Annotated in this window: 18 protein-coding genes and 1 other RNA gene; 14 read left to right on the top strand and 5 right to left on the bottom strand. The window is 39.0% G+C overall.

What is annotated here, in order from left to right:
- The 6 genes from SJY45_RS07580 (at nt 1) to ppk1 (ending at nt 5,082) form a co-directional block, all read left to right on the top strand.
- Entirely contained in the window at nt 1-333 is a 333-nt protein-coding gene (locus tag SJY45_RS07580; RefSeq protein ID WP_215440882.1) for a ribonuclease Z, read from the top strand.
- Nucleotides 330-803 (top strand): DUF3291 domain-containing protein, encoded by a 474-nt coding sequence (locus SJY45_RS07575; RefSeq protein ID WP_215440881.1) that lies wholly within the window; start codon nt 330-332, stop codon nt 801-803. Before SJY45_RS07580 ends, SJY45_RS07575 begins: the two co-directional genes overlap by 4 nt.
- A 4-nt stretch (nt 804-807) precedes the next feature.
- On the top strand, nt 808-1,713 hold the full coding sequence (locus tag SJY45_RS07570; RefSeq protein WP_400073877.1) for a ribonuclease Z: 906 nt from the start codon (nt 808-810) through the stop codon (nt 1,711-1,713).
- Nucleotides 1,714-1,782: 69 nt separating this feature from the next.
- Nucleotides 1,783-2,430: a pyridoxamine 5'-phosphate oxidase gene (gene pdxH / locus SJY45_RS07565; RefSeq protein WP_289040804.1), complete on the top strand. Its 648-nt coding sequence runs from the start codon at nt 1,783-1,785 to the stop codon at nt 2,428-2,430.
- A gap of 63 nt (nt 2,431-2,493) precedes the next feature.
- On the top strand, nt 2,494-2,979 hold the full coding sequence (locus tag SJY45_RS07560) for a histidine phosphatase family protein (RefSeq protein WP_215912383.1): 486 nt from the start codon (nt 2,494-2,496) through the stop codon (nt 2,977-2,979).
- Entirely contained in the window at nt 2,980-5,082 is a 2,103-nt protein-coding gene (gene ppk1, locus SJY45_RS07555; RefSeq protein WP_400073876.1) for a polyphosphate kinase 1, read from the top strand. It abuts the gene before it with no gap.
- Between the two features lie 62 nt (nt 5,083-5,144).
- Here the strand turns inward: ppk1 and SJY45_RS07550 are convergent, their stop codons facing one another.
- Nucleotides 5,145-5,726: a tRNA-(ms[2]io[6]A)-hydroxylase gene (locus SJY45_RS07550; RefSeq protein WP_215440873.1), complete on the bottom strand. Its 582-nt coding sequence runs from the start codon at nt 5,724-5,726 to the stop codon at nt 5,145-5,147.
- Nucleotides 5,727-5,906: 180 nt separating this feature from the next.
- Between SJY45_RS07550 and SJY45_RS07545 the strand changes: the two genes are divergently transcribed.
- From SJY45_RS07545 to SJY45_RS07515, 7 genes are read left to right on the top strand one after another with little or no spacing between them, the layout of a single operon-like run.
- A complete protein-coding gene (locus SJY45_RS07545; RefSeq protein ID WP_400073875.1) occupies nt 5,907-6,764 on the top strand; it encodes an EboA domain-containing protein in 858 nt (285 codons plus the stop codon).
- 1 nt (nt 6,765) lies between these two features.
- Nucleotides 6,766-7,674 carry a TatD family hydrolase gene (locus tag SJY45_RS07540; RefSeq protein ID WP_215912381.1) on the top strand — a complete coding sequence of 303 codons (909 nt, stop codon included), beginning with the start codon at nt 6,766-6,768 and terminating at the stop codon, nt 7,672-7,674.
- Nucleotides 7,674-8,576, top strand: a complete 903-nt coding sequence (gene eboC / locus SJY45_RS07535; RefSeq protein ID WP_400073874.1) for a UbiA-like protein EboC — start codon at nt 7,674-7,676, stop codon at nt 8,574-8,576. Before SJY45_RS07540 ends, eboC begins: the two co-directional genes overlap by 1 nt.
- Nucleotides 8,577-8,606: 30 nt before the next feature.
- Nucleotides 8,607-9,770 carry a 3-dehydroquinate synthase gene (locus tag SJY45_RS07530; RefSeq protein ID WP_252735676.1) on the top strand — a complete coding sequence of 388 codons (1,164 nt, stop codon included), beginning with the start codon at nt 8,607-8,609 and terminating at the stop codon, nt 9,768-9,770.
- Between the two features lies 1 nt (nt 9,771).
- Complete coding sequence (gene eboE, locus SJY45_RS07525; protein WP_400073873.1) at nt 9,772-10,965, top strand: metabolite traffic protein EboE; 1,194 nt, start codon at nt 9,772-9,774, stop codon at nt 10,963-10,965.
- 3 nt (nt 10,966-10,968) lie between these two features.
- Nucleotides 10,969-12,348: an alkaline phosphatase family protein gene (locus SJY45_RS07520; RefSeq protein WP_400073872.1), complete on the top strand. Its 1,380-nt coding sequence runs from the start codon at nt 10,969-10,971 to the stop codon at nt 12,346-12,348.
- Nucleotides 12,345-12,704: a transmembrane 220 family protein gene (locus tag SJY45_RS07515; protein ID WP_215440861.1), complete on the top strand. Its 360-nt coding sequence runs from the start codon at nt 12,345-12,347 to the stop codon at nt 12,702-12,704. Before SJY45_RS07520 ends, SJY45_RS07515 begins: the two co-directional genes overlap by 4 nt.
- Here SJY45_RS07515 and SJY45_RS07510 read toward each other — a convergent pair.
- A complete protein-coding gene (locus SJY45_RS07510) occupies nt 12,693-14,525 on the bottom strand; it encodes a DNA polymerase III subunit gamma/tau (protein WP_400073871.1) in 1,833 nt (610 codons plus the stop codon). The two genes, SJY45_RS07515 and SJY45_RS07510, sit on opposite strands and share 12 nt — an antisense overlap.
- A 124-nt stretch (nt 14,526-14,649) precedes the next feature.
- Between SJY45_RS07510 and rnpB the strand changes: the two genes are divergently transcribed.
- An RNA gene (rnpB, locus tag SJY45_RS07505) (RNase P RNA component class A) lies at nt 14,650-14,961 on the top strand.
- A 20-nt stretch (nt 14,962-14,981) separates the two neighbouring features.
- Here the strand turns inward: rnpB and SJY45_RS07500 are convergent.
- The 3 genes from SJY45_RS07500 to SJY45_RS07490 are packed head-to-tail and all read right to left on the bottom strand — an operon-like array spanning nt 14,982 to nt 16,991.
- Nucleotides 14,982-15,530, bottom strand: a complete 549-nt coding sequence (locus SJY45_RS07500) for an RsmD family RNA methyltransferase (protein ID WP_400073870.1) — start codon at nt 15,528-15,530, stop codon at nt 14,982-14,984.
- Nucleotides 15,530-16,363, bottom strand: coding sequence for a DUF3822 family protein (locus SJY45_RS07495; RefSeq protein ID WP_400073869.1), 834 nt, complete (start codon nt 16,361-16,363; stop codon nt 15,530-15,532). The genes SJY45_RS07500 and SJY45_RS07495 overlap by 1 nt, the downstream gene beginning before the upstream one ends.
- A complete protein-coding gene (locus SJY45_RS07490) occupies nt 16,338-16,991 on the bottom strand; it encodes a hypothetical protein (protein ID WP_400073868.1) in 654 nt (217 codons plus the stop codon). The genes SJY45_RS07495 and SJY45_RS07490 overlap by 26 nt, the downstream gene beginning before the upstream one ends.
- Between the last annotated feature and the right edge of the window lie 68 nt (nt 16,992-17,059).

Below are 17,059 nucleotides of genomic sequence, written 5' to 3'. Positions count from 1 at the left end.
ATGATTTTCGATTCGGACGGTTCTACAACTATCGTTTTTCAAGAAAATACCACGCTTTCTATTTTCTTAAAAAACCTAAATGACGCTTATCCAAAGATAAAAAATGACAATATTGTCGTAAACCTTTTTTCCTTTTCAAAGTTAAAGGCAGATGATGTTCTTGAGTTTTTGCAAATTTCGGATTTGCATAAAAAAGCCAAGAAATCTTTTGTTTTGGTAACAGATAAGGTTTCTTATGATGAGGTACCGGATACCATAATGGTAGTGCCAACCATTCAAGAAGCCCATGATATCATAGAAATGGAAGAAATTGAACGAGATTTAGACCTATGAGTAACTATCACCTGTCTCAAGTAAACATAGCTAAGATGCGGGCTCCAATAGATAGCCCTGTAATGGCCGATTTTGTAAATGACCTAGATCGTATAAATGCCATTGCAGACAAGAGTACGGGTTTTGTCTGGAGACTTAAAGGTGAAGACGACAATGCTACCGCCCTGCGCGTTTTTGAAGATGATTTTCTTATTATCAATATGTCCGTTTGGGAATCCAAAGAAGCTTTGTTCAATTTTACCTATGCCTCGCAACATGCGGGTGTCATGAGAAGAAAAAAGGAATGGTTTCACCAAATGTCAGATATGCACATGTGTCTGTGGTACACAAAGGAAGGTCATGAACCCACTCCGGATGAGGCTAAAGAACGTCTTAGGTACCTTAATGAGCATGGTGAATCTCCTTATGCGTTCAGTTTTAAAGGGCAATTTACGGTTGAGGAAGCCTTAAGCTATTCGCCTAAGAACTAGAAAAATGAAACTGCATATTCTTGGTTGCTACGCTGCAACACCTCGTACGTTAACCAATCCTACTTCTCAGGTTTTGGAAGTCAAGAACCATATGTTTTTGATAGACTGCGGCGAAGGTACCCAAGTACAGTTACGAAAGCATAAAATAAAGTTTTCGCGCATTAACCATATTTTTATTTCCCATTTACATGGCGATCATTTTTTTGGTCTCCCAGGTTTGGTTTCTACTTTTCGGCTGTTAGGTAGGGAAAAAGAATTACATATTTACGGCCCCAATGGAATTAAAGAAGCTATTACCTTACTCCTAAAGCTTGGTGATTCATGGACCAATTATCAACTGTATTTTCATGAGCTTTCAAATAGGGAATCGGAAATTGTTTTTGAAGACGATAAAATTTCTGTAGAAACTATTCGGTTAAATCATCGGGTATACACAAACGGTTTCCTATTCAAAGAGAAACCGGGGGAGCGTAAACTTAATGTACAAGCGGTTGCAAAGTATAAGGTGGATAGGGCCTATTTTCAAAATATAAAAAACGGCAAGGATGTTACGTTAGATAATGGAACTGTGGTTCCTAATGCCAAGTTGAGTTTTGATCCGCCAACCCCTAAGAGTTATGCTTATTGTAGTGATACCGGTTATAAGCCAGATATTGTTGGTCAAATCAAAAACGCTACGGCATTGTATCATGAGTCCACTTTTTTGGAGACAGAGGCCCATTTAGCGGTAAAAACCAAGCACTCTACGGCCAAGGAAGCAGCGGCAATTGCCAAAGCGGCAAACGTGGGTTTACTGGTTTTAGGTCACTATTCTACCCGATATAAATCCATAGAGCTTTTTAAAGGCGAAGCATTGGAAGTTTTCTCCAATGTAGAACTTGCCGATGACGGCAAGTTTTTTGAGTTTTAGTTTCCTTCCTACTTTTTCGTTACCAATCTTTTGCTGAACTTTGGTTAAAAGGATTTTAGCAAGAAAATTATGCAGAAAGATTTAGGCGATTATCGCAAATCATATGAAAAGAGTGCCCTTTTGGAAGATTCCATTTCGGATAATCCTATGGAGTTGTTTCAAAAATGGTTCTATGAAACAGAAGCATCGGACGGAGTGGATGAGCCAAATGCTATGACCGTTTCAACTATTGGTTTGGACGGTTACCCTAAAAGTAGGGTGGTGCTTTTAAAAAAGTTTACCCATGAGGGATTTATATTCTATACCAATTATCATAGTGAAAAGGGCAAGGCCATAGCCGCTAACCCAAATGTGTGTATTTCCTTTTTTTGGCCTAATATGGAAAGACAGATTATTATAAAAGGCAAGGCCGAAAAGATTGCCGAAAATATGTCTGACGGTTATTTTGAGTCCCGCCCGGATGGGAGCAAGCTCGGAGCCATTGTTTCTGAGCAAAGCTCTGTTATTGCATCTAGGGAAGATTTGGAAAATAAGTTAAAGCAATTAGAGCAAGAATACCAGGACAAGGAAATAACAAGACCGGACTATTGGGGCGGGTATATTGTAAAACCGCAATCATTAGAATTTTGGCAAGGAAGACCTAACCGCTTACATGATCGTATTAGGTACAGCTTAATTGATGGTTTGGATTGGAAAATGGAAAGATTGGCACCTTAAACCCAAGGTTAGAGCAAAATTTGGAAGGGGCTAAACATTTTTAAAACTTTAAATTTCGGTTAAATGAAAACATTGATAATGGTCAGGCACGGGAAATCTTCTTGGGATTATTCGGTGAGCGATAAAGATCGGCCGCTTCAGGAAAGAGGTGTGAACGATGCACTTTTAGTGTCCTCCAAGTTTAATTCTCAAGGAGAAAATATAGACGCCGTTTTTTCAAGTCCCGCAAATAGGGCATTGCACACCGCTATGATTTTTACTAGACAGCTCAATATTTCTTTGTCCTTGGTACAGATTACGAACGAACTGTATGATTTTTCAGGGGAATCGGTTTTTGACTTTATATCAAACCTTGATGATTCGTTAGATTCTGTGATGATTTTTGGTCATAATCACGCTTTTACCCATGTTGCCAATTCTTTGGGAAATACCTATATTGACAACGTTACGACCAGTGGCCTGGTACAGCTCAGTTTTCCGGTCAATAGCTGGAATTCAGTAACAAAAGGAACAACAAAACAAACCATTTTCCCGAAAGACCTTAGATAAATGATAAAGACAAATTACAAATATATAAACAGAGAAATAAGCTGGTTGCGTTTTAACGAAAGAGTGCTTCAAGAGTGCGAGGATGAGAATGTACCGTTAATAGAACGTCTTCGGTTTTTAGGAATTTTTTCCAACAATTTAGATGAGTTTTTTAAAGTACGCTATGCTACCGTAAAACGAATTTTTGAAGCGGGAAAATCGGGTAAAAGTGTTTTAGGTGGCGAGAAGGCCAAGGATTTATTGGAAGAGATTACCAAATTTGTAATTGAGCAGCAACGCAAAAGTGTTGAGATTTTAGACGAAATACAGAAGGAGTTAGAAAATCAGGATATCTATCTTCTTAAAGAAAACGAATTGACCGAGAAACAAGGGGAGTTCGTTAAGAAATACTTCATTCAAAAGGTGAGTCCGCAGCTTATGACCATCATTTTAAATGATTTGGCAGAGTTTCCAATGTTGAAGGATACAGCGGCATATTTAGCCGTAAAGATGGTTTTAAAAAGTGATGATCGCACCAAACGTACCTTTGAGAAAAAGGAAAAACGATATGCACTTATTGAAATTCCTAAGGGTATTGACCGTTTTGTGGTCCTGCCTAAAGAGGGTGATAAGAACTATGTAATCATTCTGGATGATATTATCCGGTATTGTATGGATAGAGTTTTCCCTATGTTCGATTATAAGTCCATCTCCTCTCATATGATTAAGATTACGCGAGATGCGGAACTTGATATAGATAATGATTTAAGTAAAAGTTTTATTGAGAAAATTTACTCCAGTGTAGAACATAGGAAAATTAGTGATCCGGTACGTTTTGTATATGACAAGAACATAGAGTTGGATACGTTGGATTTTCTTAAGGATAAAATGGGGATCGAGGATGCGGATAGTGTTATACCGGGAGGTAGATATCATAACAAGCGGGATTATATGGGTTTCCCTAGTTTGGGAAGAGAAGATTTAATGTACAATAAAATAGCTCCCTTACCGGTAAAAGGTTTAAATCTTGAAGGTAGTCTGCTTGAGAAAATAGCTGATAAGGATTATTTGCAGTACACGCCTTACCATACATTTTCATATGTGCTTAAATTTTTAAGGGAAGCCGCTCTAGATCCAAAGGTAAAAGCGATCAAGATTACGGTATATCGTCTTGCCAACGATTCTCAGGTGGCCGCTTGTTTGTCCAATGCGGTTAAGAATGGAAAACAGGTGACCTTGCAAATAGAACTTCGCGCACGTTTTGATGAACAAGCCAATATTAGATATGCCGAGGAACTTCAGGCGGAAGGTGTAAAACTCATTTTTGGTGTACCAGGGCTTAAAGTACATAGTAAGATATGTATGATAGAAAGAGAGGAAAACGGGGTGTTGAAGCGCTACGGATTTATAAGCACAGGTAACTTTAACGAGTCTACTGCAAGAATTTATACGGATTATACGCTGTTTACGGCAAATGAGCGTATTCTAAAAGAATTGAACAAGGTTTTCGATTTCTTTGAGACAACCTATAAAATTAATAAATACAAGCATCTAATAGTGTCTCCACATTATACCAAATCTTTCTTTATAAAACTGATAGATAAGGAAATTGCGAACGCTAAAGCGGGTAAAGAGGCGTACATCAAAATTAAGATGAACAGCTTTACTTCGTATAAAATGATAGATAAATTGTACGAAGCCAGTAATGCCGGTGTTAAAATACAACTGATCGTGCGAGGTATCTGCTGCTTAATACCCGGTATAAAAGGTATGAGCGAGAATATTGAGGCCATTAGTATTGTAGATAAGTTTTTGGAACACCCAAGAATCTTTATTTTCTGTAACGATGGTGATACCAGAGTGTTTATTTCTTCTGCGGATTTTATGACCCGTAACTTAGAGAACAGGGTAGAGGTAGGTTGTCCTATTTATGACGAAGATGTAAAACAAGAGTTAATAGATACGTATGAAATTTCTTGGAACGATAATGTAAAAGCTAGGGTGTTCAATGAAGAACAGGATAACGCTTATCGTGTAAATGATAAGCCTAAGCTACGTTCGCAGTTTGCTACATATGACTATTACAAAAATAAACTAGGTCCGGATATTTCAATGGCGGAGTGAAGAATAATTAGGGTTTCAGGTTTTGGGCTAAAGCATATAGGCTTTTCTAAAACCTGAAATTCTTACCCATGAATGCTTTCGTTCTTGCTTAGGTTTTTCATTATTTCAGCCTCAAAATCTAGGAGTGCTTGCCATTTCTTGTCCACTTCTTCACGATTTCCATATTGCCTTGCAAATTTTAGGAACATGGTGTAGTGCCCGGCTTCACTTACCATAAGCTTATGGTAGAACTCAGCAAGTTCTTTATCCTCCAGTTCTTCGGATAGCAATCTAAAGCGCTCACAGCTTCTGGCTTCGATCAATGCGGCGTATAAAAGACGATGTACCAATTGGGTGGTGCGGCTTCCGCCTTTTGGAAAAAATTTGATCAATTGAAGAACGTACTCATCTTTTCTATCCCGTCCTAAACTTTGTCCTCTAGCCGTAATACGGTCATGTACCATTTTAAAATGGGCCATTTCCTCTCTAGAAAGTGCTATCATTTCCTCTACCAACTCGGTATACTCGGGAAAACTTATGATTAATGATATGGCCGTGCTTGCTGCTTTTTGCTCGCAATAGGCGTGATCGGTCAAAATCTCATCTATATTTTTCTCAACAATATTCACCCATCTGGGATCAGTTGGTAACTTAAGGCCTAGCATAATTATATTTTTCGTAAAATTAGCAAGAATCTTTGTAAACTATAACTAGAATTTAGCATCTTAAATATCCAGTTTCCCCTAAAGAATAATTAGTTTTGTAGATAGTTGTTTTTTATTAGGCCGAAAGGTTAAAAAAAAGCAGGGTTGTTACCACTTGTCAAGAAACCCGAATAACAAATTATGGAATTAACCAAAATAGACCAAAAGCTCCAGTCTTTATTAAGCACTAATTTAGACTCGGAAACAAATTCATGGTTGCAACAAAAATTAGAGCAGATCATTGGCTCAAGTTCTACTAAGGACCTGTATATGACCTATAGCCTGCTGGCTAGTAAAATAGATTCAGGCACTATTCTGAGGCTAAGCGAGGATACGGATGAAGTAACCCAATATTTAAAAACTCAAAAAGCCACAACGCTTCAGGTAGCGCGTATTTATCTATTGATAATGGTGATATATGCTAATGAGGAATTTTTTGCACCCAAAGTGGCCGATTTAATTCAAGTTGCTGATATTGGAGAGCTCGAAACTTTTCTGAAGTTTCTAATCCTATTGCCCAATGCGGATAATTATAAGCAGACCGCAGTTGAAGCTTTGCGTACGAACATTGCTACTATTTTTGAAGCGATCAGTATGCAGAACCCTTACCCGGCAAAATATTTTAATGATCAGCAATGGAACCAAATGTTTTTAAAGGCTGCCTTTATGCAGTTGGATCTCTCCAATATTTTAAGCATTGACGAGCGGGCCAATAAGGATTTGGCACGGATTATCTCAGATTATGCACATGAACGTTGGGCGGCTTCAAGGGAGATCGAACCTTTGTTTTGGAGACCGGTCGCGGGATTTTTAGATGATAACTTGTTGAAAGATATGGAGCGCTTGTTTGCAAGTGATAATCCTGTTGAAAATAAAGTGGCCGCATTATGTTGCTACAATTCCGAAGCGTCAAAAGCGAAAGAATTACTGGATAAGTATCCCGAAATAAAAACTCAAGTAGAGCGTAAAACTATTACCTGGAAAAATATAAAAGATTAGTATGGAAGATAAAATGATGATAATCGACCCGCATGTACATATGACATCGCGAACTACGGACGATTATGAGGCTATGGCCGCGGCCGGAGTAGTAGCTATAATAGAACCTTCTTTTTGGTTAGGACAGCCAAGAACGCAAGTGGGTTCGTTTCAAGATTATTACAGTAGTTTGGTAGGTTGGGAGCCTTTTAGGGCGAGCCAATTTGGTATCCAGCATTATTGTACCATCGGCTTAAATTCCAAAGAAGCCAACAATGAAGCATTGGCGGAGCAGGTTATAGAGCTTTTGCCGTTGTACGTGCACAAGCAGAATGTTGTAGCTATTGGAGAAATAGGGTATGACGACCAGACCCCGGCGGAGGATAAATATTTCCGTATGCAACTGGAAATGGCCAAGGAATTAGACATGGTAGTGCAAGTGCACACGCCCCATCGAGATAAAAAAGCAGGTACTTTAAAAAGTATGGAGGTGTGTTTGGAGCATGGTCTAGACCCTTCAAAAGTGGTTATTGACCATAATAACGAGGAGACCGTTAAAGACGTTCTTGATAGAGGTTTCATTGCAGCGTTTACCATTTACCCAAAGACAAAAATGGGTAACGAACGTATGGTAGAAGTGGTCAAAAAATATGGTAGCAACAATATTATTGTAGATAGCTCTGCAGATTGGGGTGTTAGTGATCCTTTGGCAGTGCCAAAGACGGCGAACCTTATGCTTAAAAGAGGAATTGCAAGAGAGGACGTTGTAAAGACATGTTATCAAAATGCATTGGATATTTTTGGCTCCAATGGTAAAATGAAGGAAGAGCACTGGTTAAAGCCTAATGGAATCAATCAAACGCAACTTTTTAATGATAACAGTGTTTTGAGGGGGCAAGAGCCTAGAATAGATTCTGATCAGATTACATAATGAATTGCACGTTTCTTGGTTATGCACGATTGGCAAGACCTGCTAATTTACCGACTGCCGCGGCCGATATTTTGGCCGGTGTAGCTATTGGAGGTATTTTTGTGGGTGGTCTTCAAACCGATTTTCTAGGTTCGGAGCGGTTTTTTAATGTGATATACCTGGTATTCTCATCCGTACTTCTCTATGCGGGAGGCGTAATTCTAAACGATGTATTCGATTTTAGGATCGATCAAGTAGAACGTCCCGAAAGGCCCATTCCTAGTGGTGTGGTTCCTTATAATTCGGCGGCGTTATATGGCGGTGTTACTTTAACTGTTGGCGTACTGTTGGCATTCCTGGTGTCCGTAACATCGGGAATGGTTGCTGTAGCATTGGCATTTGCCATACTTTTGTATGATGCAATTGCTAAGAAATATGATTTTTTCGGGCCTTTAAGTATGGGGCTGTGCAGGGGAATCAACTTGTTATTGGGCATGTCCATCTTAAATGATTTTAGTTTTTGGTTCATGGCCTTTATACCCATCGTATACATCTTTGCGATTACTTTAATAAGTAGAGGTGAAGTGCATGGGGAAAATAAAAATCATATTGTATTGGCAGGAGTCCTCTACGGAACCGTAATTTTAGCCGTTGCAACTATGGCTTTTCTACATACGGATGCGCTTTTATTTCCGTTATTGTTTTTGATATTGTTTGCGTTCACGGTTTTCAGACCTTTGATAAGGGCACATTCCGTAAACTCACCGGAGAATATCAAAAAAGCGGTTATGACGGGTGTCATAGCGTTAATTTTATTGGATTCGTCCATTGCCGTAGCTTTTTCGGACTGGTGGTATGGGTTGGTTATTTTGGCACTGCTTCCGGTGTCCAAGAGCCTATCAAAATTATTTGCCGTTACCTAAGGTCAATTGTTATTGGCGTTCAAAAGAAAAATGATGTTTAAAACGATAGAACAAAAATTTGAGGTTTCATATCAATATGGCCTTCACTTTACCCAAAACTTGTTCGGTACCGAAAATACCTTGTTCAAGGATATTATTAAGGCTTATAAAAATGAGCCTGTAAAACTTCTTTTTGTGGTTGATGATGGTGTTGCGGCTGCGCACCCGGCACTTATGGACAATATAAAATCTTACTGTAAGCACTATCCTGAAAATCTGGTGCACATGAAGAGCATGATAGTCCAAGGGGGCGAAGCGTGTAAAAATGATGAAAGTCAAGTTGAAGCAATTCTTAAAGGAGTTAGCGAATATGCTATTTGCAGACATTCATTTGTTGTGGTAATTGGCGGAGGAGCGGTAATTGATATGGCAGGATACGCCGCGGCAATTGCGCATAGAGGTGTAAAATTAATTCGGATACCAACAACTGTTTTGTCTCAAGATGATTCCGCTGTGGGCGTTAAAAATAGTGTGAATGCTTTTGGGAAAAAGAATTTCATTGGCACTTTTGCGCCACCGTATGCGATTATTAACGATACGGATTTTCTTAAAACCTTAGAGCAACGCGATTGGATTTCCGGTATTTCCGAAGCCCTGAAAGTTGCATTGATCAAGGATAAGGTCTTTTTTGAGTATTTGGAGGAAAACGCATATAAATTGCGGGATAGAGACATGGAAGCAATGCAGTACACGATATATAGGTGTGCCGAAATGCATATGCACCATATTGCCCAAGGCGGAGACCCTTTTGAGAGTGGTTCGTCCAGACCTTTGGATTTTGGGCATTGGGCGGCCCATAAATTGGAATATATGACCAATTACGCCCTACGTCATGGCGAAGCCGTTGCAAAAGGCATAGTATTAGATGTGGCTTATGCGCATTTAACAGGTTTGATTAATAAAGCGGATTTGGACCGTGTGGTGGCTGTTTTTCAGAACATTGGTTTTGATTTAAGCTTTCCATTGGCTTCGGAGAAAGAGGTAAATGAATTGTTGAACGGAATAGAAGAGTTTCGCGAGCATTTAGGAGGAGAACTTACTATAACACTTATTTCTGATTTAGGTGTTAAGCATGATGTTCATCAGATTGACCGCCAGACCATGAAAAAGGCACTGGACATGGTAAACGAAATTTCAAAACTTAAAGTAGGGTAGTTTGCAGATAGATAACAATTTTCAACTCACTTATTGTACCAATATTCACCCCGGATTCGATTGGAAGACTACGTTTGATAGTCTAAAGGAGCATGTTCCCCGGATAAAGCAAAAAGTAGCTTTGGACAAGCCTTTTGGATTAGGGTTGCGATTATCCAACAAAGCTAGTGAAGAGCTTGCCATGAATGGTAATCTTGAAGAATTTAAGCAATGGTTAGGCAAAAATAATGTGTATGTTTTTACTATGAACGGTTTTCCATACGGCAACTTTCATAATGAACGGGTAAAGGATGATGTACATGCCCCGGATTGGACCACTGCTGAACGATTGATCTATACCAAACGTTTGTTCAATCAGTTAGGAGCTTTACTTCCTGAAGGTATTTCCGGTGGAATATCTACCTCTCCGGTAAGTTATAAATATTGGCATTGTACCGAAGAGGCTACAAAATCAGCTTTTGAGGCCGGAGCAAAGAATATGGTGGAAGTAGCCATTTATCTACATGACATAGAGAAGCGAACCGGAAAGTATGTACATCTGGACATAGAACCGGAGCCAGATGGTATGTTGGAAAACAGTGACGAGGTGCTAAGTTTTTTTACGGATTACCTTATACCCATAGGAACGACCGTAATTGCCGATAAACTTGGTTTGAATGCTTCAGAAGCCAATAAAATTATACACCGGTATCTTACTGTCTGCTATGATATCTGTCATTTTTCTTTGGCCTATGAAGAACCTGTGGACACATTTAAGAAGTTCGCCGACGCGGGAATAGCGATTGGAAAAATTCAAGTTAGTGCGGCCCTGAAAATACTTGCTAATCCGTCAGGAAATGATCAAATATGGGAGGCCTTGGCCCTTTTTGATGAGCCTACATACCTGCATCAGGTTACCGAACAGGTGGATGGAAAGGTAAAAACCTATAACGATCTGCCTATTGTCTTGGAAGATATGCGTGATTTTAAGGAGTTACGTGCGCATTTTCACGTACCTATATTTTTGGAACGGTTTGGGGTGTTGGATTCTACGCAAGACCATATCCTAAAAGTGATGGAATATTTAAAAAATAATCCTGTTTCCGAGCACTTGGAAATAGAGACCTATACGTGGGATGTTCTTCCCTCCGCCTTGAAAAGAGATCTTTCGGAGTCTATTATCAGGGAGATTGAGTGGTTTGTTGAAAAGTTTTAGAGGATGAAAAAAACGCTAGTGATTAATGTTGTGGGCTTGACCCAGCGGCTTATTGGGGAACATACCCCATTTATAGAATCTTTCTTAAAAAAGGGAAAATCGGCTTACATAAGTCCAGTTTTGCCAGCGGTAACATGTTCGGCACAATCTACTTACCTAACGGGTAAAACACCTAATGAGCATGGTATTGTAGGCAATGGATGGTATTTTAAGGACGAATGTGAAGTGAAATTCTGGCGTCAGTCCAATAAATTGGTACAGAGCGAAAAGCTCTGGGACCAATTAAAAAAGGAAGACGAACATTTTACATGTGCCAACCATTTTTGGTGGTACAATATGTATTCTAGTGTAGATTATAGCTTAACGCCAAGGCCAAACTATTTAGCTGATGGCCGAAAGATTCCGGATGTATACTCTTATCCTCCGGAGCTGAGGGATACGTTGCAAGATGAGTTGGGTACTTTTCCGTTATTTCAATTTTGGGGCCCAAAAACCTCTATAAAATCTAGTAAGTGGATTGCCGATGCGGCTATTCGTACGGATGAGATGCACAATCCAACATTGTCTCTTGTCTACCTTCCACATCTAGATTACAACTTGCAGCGCCACGGGTTGGATTTCAGCAAAATAAAAAAGGATTTAAAGGAAATAGATGCTGTTATTGAACAGTTGGTGACTCATTTTCAACAGCGTAACGCGCGTATTGTATTACTGTCGGAATATGGTATTACGGATGTAAACAACCCTGTTCATTTAAATAGAATTTTGCGTTCTAAGGGGTACATCGCTATTAGGGAAGAACGTGGGTTGGAGCTTTTGGATGCGGGGCAGAGTAGGGCTTTTGCCGTGGCCGATCATCAAATTGCACATGTGTATTTAAACGACCCATCTATAAAACTAGAAGTTAAAGCTTTATTAGAGACCGTTTCCGGAGTAGAAAAGGTTCTGACAGGTGAGGAGTTGGAAAAAGCTAATTTAAATCATGAGAGGTGTGGAGACTTAGTTGTAGTAGCAGATGCCGATTCTTGGTTTACCTATTATTTTTGGTTAGATGATGCCAAGGCACCGGATTACGCACGTATGGTTGATATTCATAAAAAACCGGGTTACGACCCTGTAGAAATGTTGACAAACCCAAAAGACAAATTGGTTATGGCAAAAGTTGTAGCTAAGTTGTTGAAGAAAAAAATGGGCTTTAGAACGGTTATGAATATTATTCCCTTAGATGCTACTTTAGTAAAAGGTTCTCATGGTAGAATTCCTGAAGACAAGGCAGATTACCCTATATTGATAACTGATCAGATCAATTCTTCTTTTAAGGATGATATAGAAGCTACGGATGTGTATACTATCCTTAAGGAGCACGTAACGGAGGAAATATGAAAATCTTCTTTAAAATAGTGGGCGTGGTATTCGCCATTCTTTTCGCTTGGGCCGCCTATATGCAGTATAATGATCCGGATGCTACTACGTGGTATCTTATTTACGGACTTGCGGCATTGGCCTCTGCTTTGTTCGCAATGAACCGTTTGTCTGTTTATGTGGCTATATCTTTTTTCTTTTTGGCCGTAATTGGTACGTATACCCAATGGCCAGAGCAATTTCAAGGTTTTGCTATTGGTGAAGGTGATATTGTAAATATTGAACGGGCTAGGGAAGCAGGTGGTTTGCTGATTATTGCTGTAATAATGTTGGTGTACGCTCTAAGAATCCGGTTTGAAAAAGGGCTAAAGGTCTAAATCAAAAGTTTTTCTAAGTAAATCTATGGCAGGGTTTTTCTCCCTGAGCTTTTCATATTTTTCTTCTGGAGTAAACGCAAACTTTTTCGCAACGGTTTCGTTTACGGTAATCTTTAATTCAATAAAGTAGTTGTTCAGGTTTCTTCTCAAATGCTCCATAAGTCCATATTGCTCGCGCTCAATTTCCTTTTTCATGGTTTCATTGGGTAATTCAATCCAAATGGTTTTACCCTGAACTAGTTTTGGAATATCTACATTAAGGTTGGAGGCCAAAATTTTCTTTCCGTCGTTATCAATTTTCTGAATATAATCTGCCCAATGTTGTTGCATTTCCTCTTCGGAAAAAGCATCTTTTGGGAGCTTACTTTCATCAATTGTTTCATCCTTTCTGCTAAGCTCGTGTTCTTTTTTTGCCTTTAAACTAGACAGGGAAAGCCCTGAAACCCTTCTTTCTCCACCTATACTGAGTTTTTTTACGGGTGCAGCTTCAGGTTGTGGCTGTGCTGTTTCCTGTATTTTGGGCTCCGCAACGGCAATTGAATTTGGAGAAGGAATTTTTTCCTCGTTTTGATAGGTTTCTTCTCGTTTTTCGGCAGAAACAACAGGTTCAGGAGTAGTCACTTCTGGTTGCTCTTTTAGAGCGGGAATACTAGTGTTTGCCGGTGTATTTTGAACTGCGCCATTTTCTTTGAAAAATGATGCTGGAGCTATATAATCAATGGTAGAACCGTTTAAGAGGTCGGATTCAGAATTTTTTTTTTCGGCCTCAAATCCAATTGAAGCTAGTTTCATTAAGGTAAGTTCTACCAGCAACCGTTGGTTTTTACTAGTCTTATACTTCAGGTCACAGTCATTGGCAATATTCAAAGCTTGAAGAAGAAACTGCATTGAGGTCTTCTTTGATTGCTCTAAATAGTTCTGTTTGGCCACATCGCCTACTTCCAAAAGGTTAATGGTGTCTTGGTGTTGGCAAACCATTAAGTCTCTAAAATGAGAGGCTAATCCACTGATAAAATGATGCCCGTCAAAACCTAATGATAGGGTTTTGTTAAATAATAAGAGTAGTTGCGGTATGTTATGAGTCAGAATTAAATCGGTCGCAGCAAAATAAGTGTCGTAATCAAGAACATTTAAATTTTCCGTCACGGCCTTTCTGGTCAGTTCTTTTCCTGAAAAACTAACGACCCTATCAAAAATTGAAAGGGCATCCCTCATTGCACCATCTGCCTTTTGGGCTATGATATGTAGTGCATCATCATCTGCAACAATGCCTTGGTTCTCAGCAATGTATTTTAGATATTCGGCAGCATCTTTAACGGTGATTCGCTTAAAATCAAATATCTGACAACGAGAGAGTATCGTGGGTATAATTTTATGCTTCTCGGTGGTGGCCAAAATAAATATGGCATGTTTTGGCGGTTCTTCAAGTGTTTTTAGAAAAGCGTTGAAGGCCGATTGCGAGAGCATGTGAACCTCATCTATGATGTAAACCTTGTATTTGCCCACTTGTGGTGGTATGCGTACTTGGTCTATAAGATTACGGATGTCATCTACCGAGTTGTTGGAGGCGGCATCCAGCTCAAAAATATTGAATGCAAAATCTTCACCTTCACGTTCCGTTCCATCGGAATTTATCTGTTTGGCAAGAATACGGGCGCAGGTAGTCTTACCAACTCCTCTAGGGCCGCAAAATAAAAGGGCCTGTGCCAAATGATTGTGTTCAATGGCATTGGTCAAAGTATTGGTAATGGCCTGCTGCCCCACAACATCCCTAAATGTTTGAGGTCTATATTTACGTGCCGATACAATAAAAGGTTCCAAAAAAACTATGGTTTAGAATTTACATCAATTCAATCCTACAAATATAAAAATAGGAATGGTACCAGTGTTTTATTTCGGTGGGATAAAGTCTTTATTTATCAACAATTGTACTAATTTAGCGCGTTGAGCAGGTCTCCTTATCGCTGCCGTGAAAACGGGAGAGGAAAGTCCGGACACCATAGTGCAGCATAGCGGGTAACGCCCGTCGTCCGTTTAACGGAATAGGACAAGTGCAGCAGAAAGTATGTACAGGTAATGCTGTAGTGAAACCAGGTAAACTCTATGCGGTGAAACGTCATGTAAATCGGTGCTTGAGGGCTGCACGCCCGAGCCGAAGGGTAGGCGGTTTGAGCCTAACAGTAATGTTAGTACTAGATAAATGATAAGGGAGTTCCTTTGGGGCTTAACAGAATCCGGCTTATGGCCTGCTTTATTTTTTCTTCCAAGAATTCAATTTTAATCTTGGTCAGGATTTTCAAAAAAACTGAACATACTACTTCCGTATTTTCGGTTTTCCACAAAATTGTTGATATGGGATAGGTCCATTTGGCTGGCATGTTCTATAATAAGAAGGCCATTATCCAACAATAATTCATTTTCAAAAACCAGTTCAGGTATTTTTTCAAATGACTCCAAAGGAAGGTCGTAAGGCGGATCCGCAAAAATGATAGTTGATTTTTCCCGGGATTTTTCAAGGTAACTAAAAACATCACTTTTAAAAGCAGAAATACCCATTTCTAGATTTTCCGAGGTTTCGTTAATGAACCGTATACACCCATAGTCTGCATCTACGGCACTAATTTGTGTGGTGCCTCTAGAGGCAAATTCATAACTAATATTTCCTGTTCCGGCATATAGGTCCATTACTATGAGTTCGTCAAAATAATAACGGTTGTTTAAAATGTTGAACAGGGCTTCTTTGGCCATGTCCGTAGTAGGGCGAACCGGTAATTTTTTGGGAGCTGTTAATCGCTTTCCTTTGTGTAAACCTGAAATGATGCGCATTAAAAGGCGTTTATTACGGTAAAATCAATAGTTTCTTCTGGTCTGTCTATGCCAGGGTGTTCGGTAAATGAGGGGTGGAAAATGGAAACATCTTTTACGTAGTTGTAACATAGGTCGTAAATATCATCGCCTTTTTCAATATCACCAAAGAGTTTTAAACAAACCGATTCCGTATCAAGCTCCAGTTGCTCCAACGTAAAGAGCAGGTAGTAGAGAAAATCTTCTTTGGTTACAAAATTGAAGCTGTTGAACAACAAAAGTTTTTTTGATGCGATTACCGTAACGTCCATTTGGCGTTGCGAAGTATGTATATAACACACAGCTTCTTTATTGGTAGCATGGTTGTTCAATAATGACTCTACCATTACGGTGCCATTGTGCTTAAAGGTAAATTCTCCAAAAAGGTCGTAGATATAGTTGTTGATGTTTACAAAAGGAACATAAACATTGTTGATCTCAAAACTTTCAAGTTCATCATAGGCCAAATGGTCGTTGGCCAAAATTTTGGTATTGAACTTTAAATAATTGGCCAGCTCGTTTTCATTGAATAAAGCTTTTGGTACAAGGCTGAAGAGGTTGTTTCTGTGAACAACAACTATTTCTGAAAATTGCTCTTTTTCAATGGTATGAGATGAAAATAAGAGCTTTAACCGTTTTAATATTTCATACGGGGTAAGTTCTTTTGCAAAAACTACCTTTTCTGAATTTAGTATGGTATTCGCTACGGTATCAAATACACAAAAAGAAAGTCCATTCAAGCTAACTTGAATGGACAGTTTTTTAAAATTTTCCACTGGTTCTCCAGTATTATTTTTTGTCTGCTTTTTTGTCATATATAGGGGGCCAGTTACCAGCAGTACTAACTTCGGTAAGTGAACCAATTTTTATGTAAGCACCATTTACCTCTTCCACACCAACTTCTGCTTTTTCTTTCTTTAAAAGAGTAGGTTGTTGATCGTAAAGAACTACGGATTTATCTACTTTAGCCTCATAAACTGGTGCTTTGTAATTTCCTTTAACAAGAACATCAGCTTTCATTTCAAACTTCTCACCGTTTTTAGCGAAAGGAACTTCCATAAGAGTCTTGTAGCGAGTATCGTTCTTGAAAAGTGAATCTTTTACTGAAACGGTACCCAAGGTATCAATAATCTTTACTTCTTTAAGAAGGTCAATTTGGTAAGTTTTATCAAACTCCATGTATGAAGAATCGCGTTGCTGAGTAATAGTGTATTCAGCAGTATCGATAAATTTAATCAAACTGTTAAAATCACCGGCGTATTTTCTGTTCACAGTTTTGTAAGCTTCTTGAGCGTTTCCTATATCTTTCAATTTAGCAATAACTTGCCCGAAACGTTCTTCCTTTACTTTGTTGAATTCGATAGGCCCCGTAACTGATTGGTATATAAGGTATGCCAAACCTACACAAGCTACCCACAGTACAATTTGAATTATGGTCTTCATTTCTTAAGTGTTAATTATATTTAAGTGGTTGTGACAAATCTACAATTTTTTTTCAATCGCAAAAGTTT

It is taken from the genome of Zobellia russellii (genome assembly GCF_044597075.1).
Lineage (GTDB): Bacteria > Bacteroidota > Bacteroidia > Flavobacteriales > Flavobacteriaceae > Zobellia > Zobellia russellii.
This window is presented reverse-complemented; position numbering and strand designations above follow the sequence as displayed.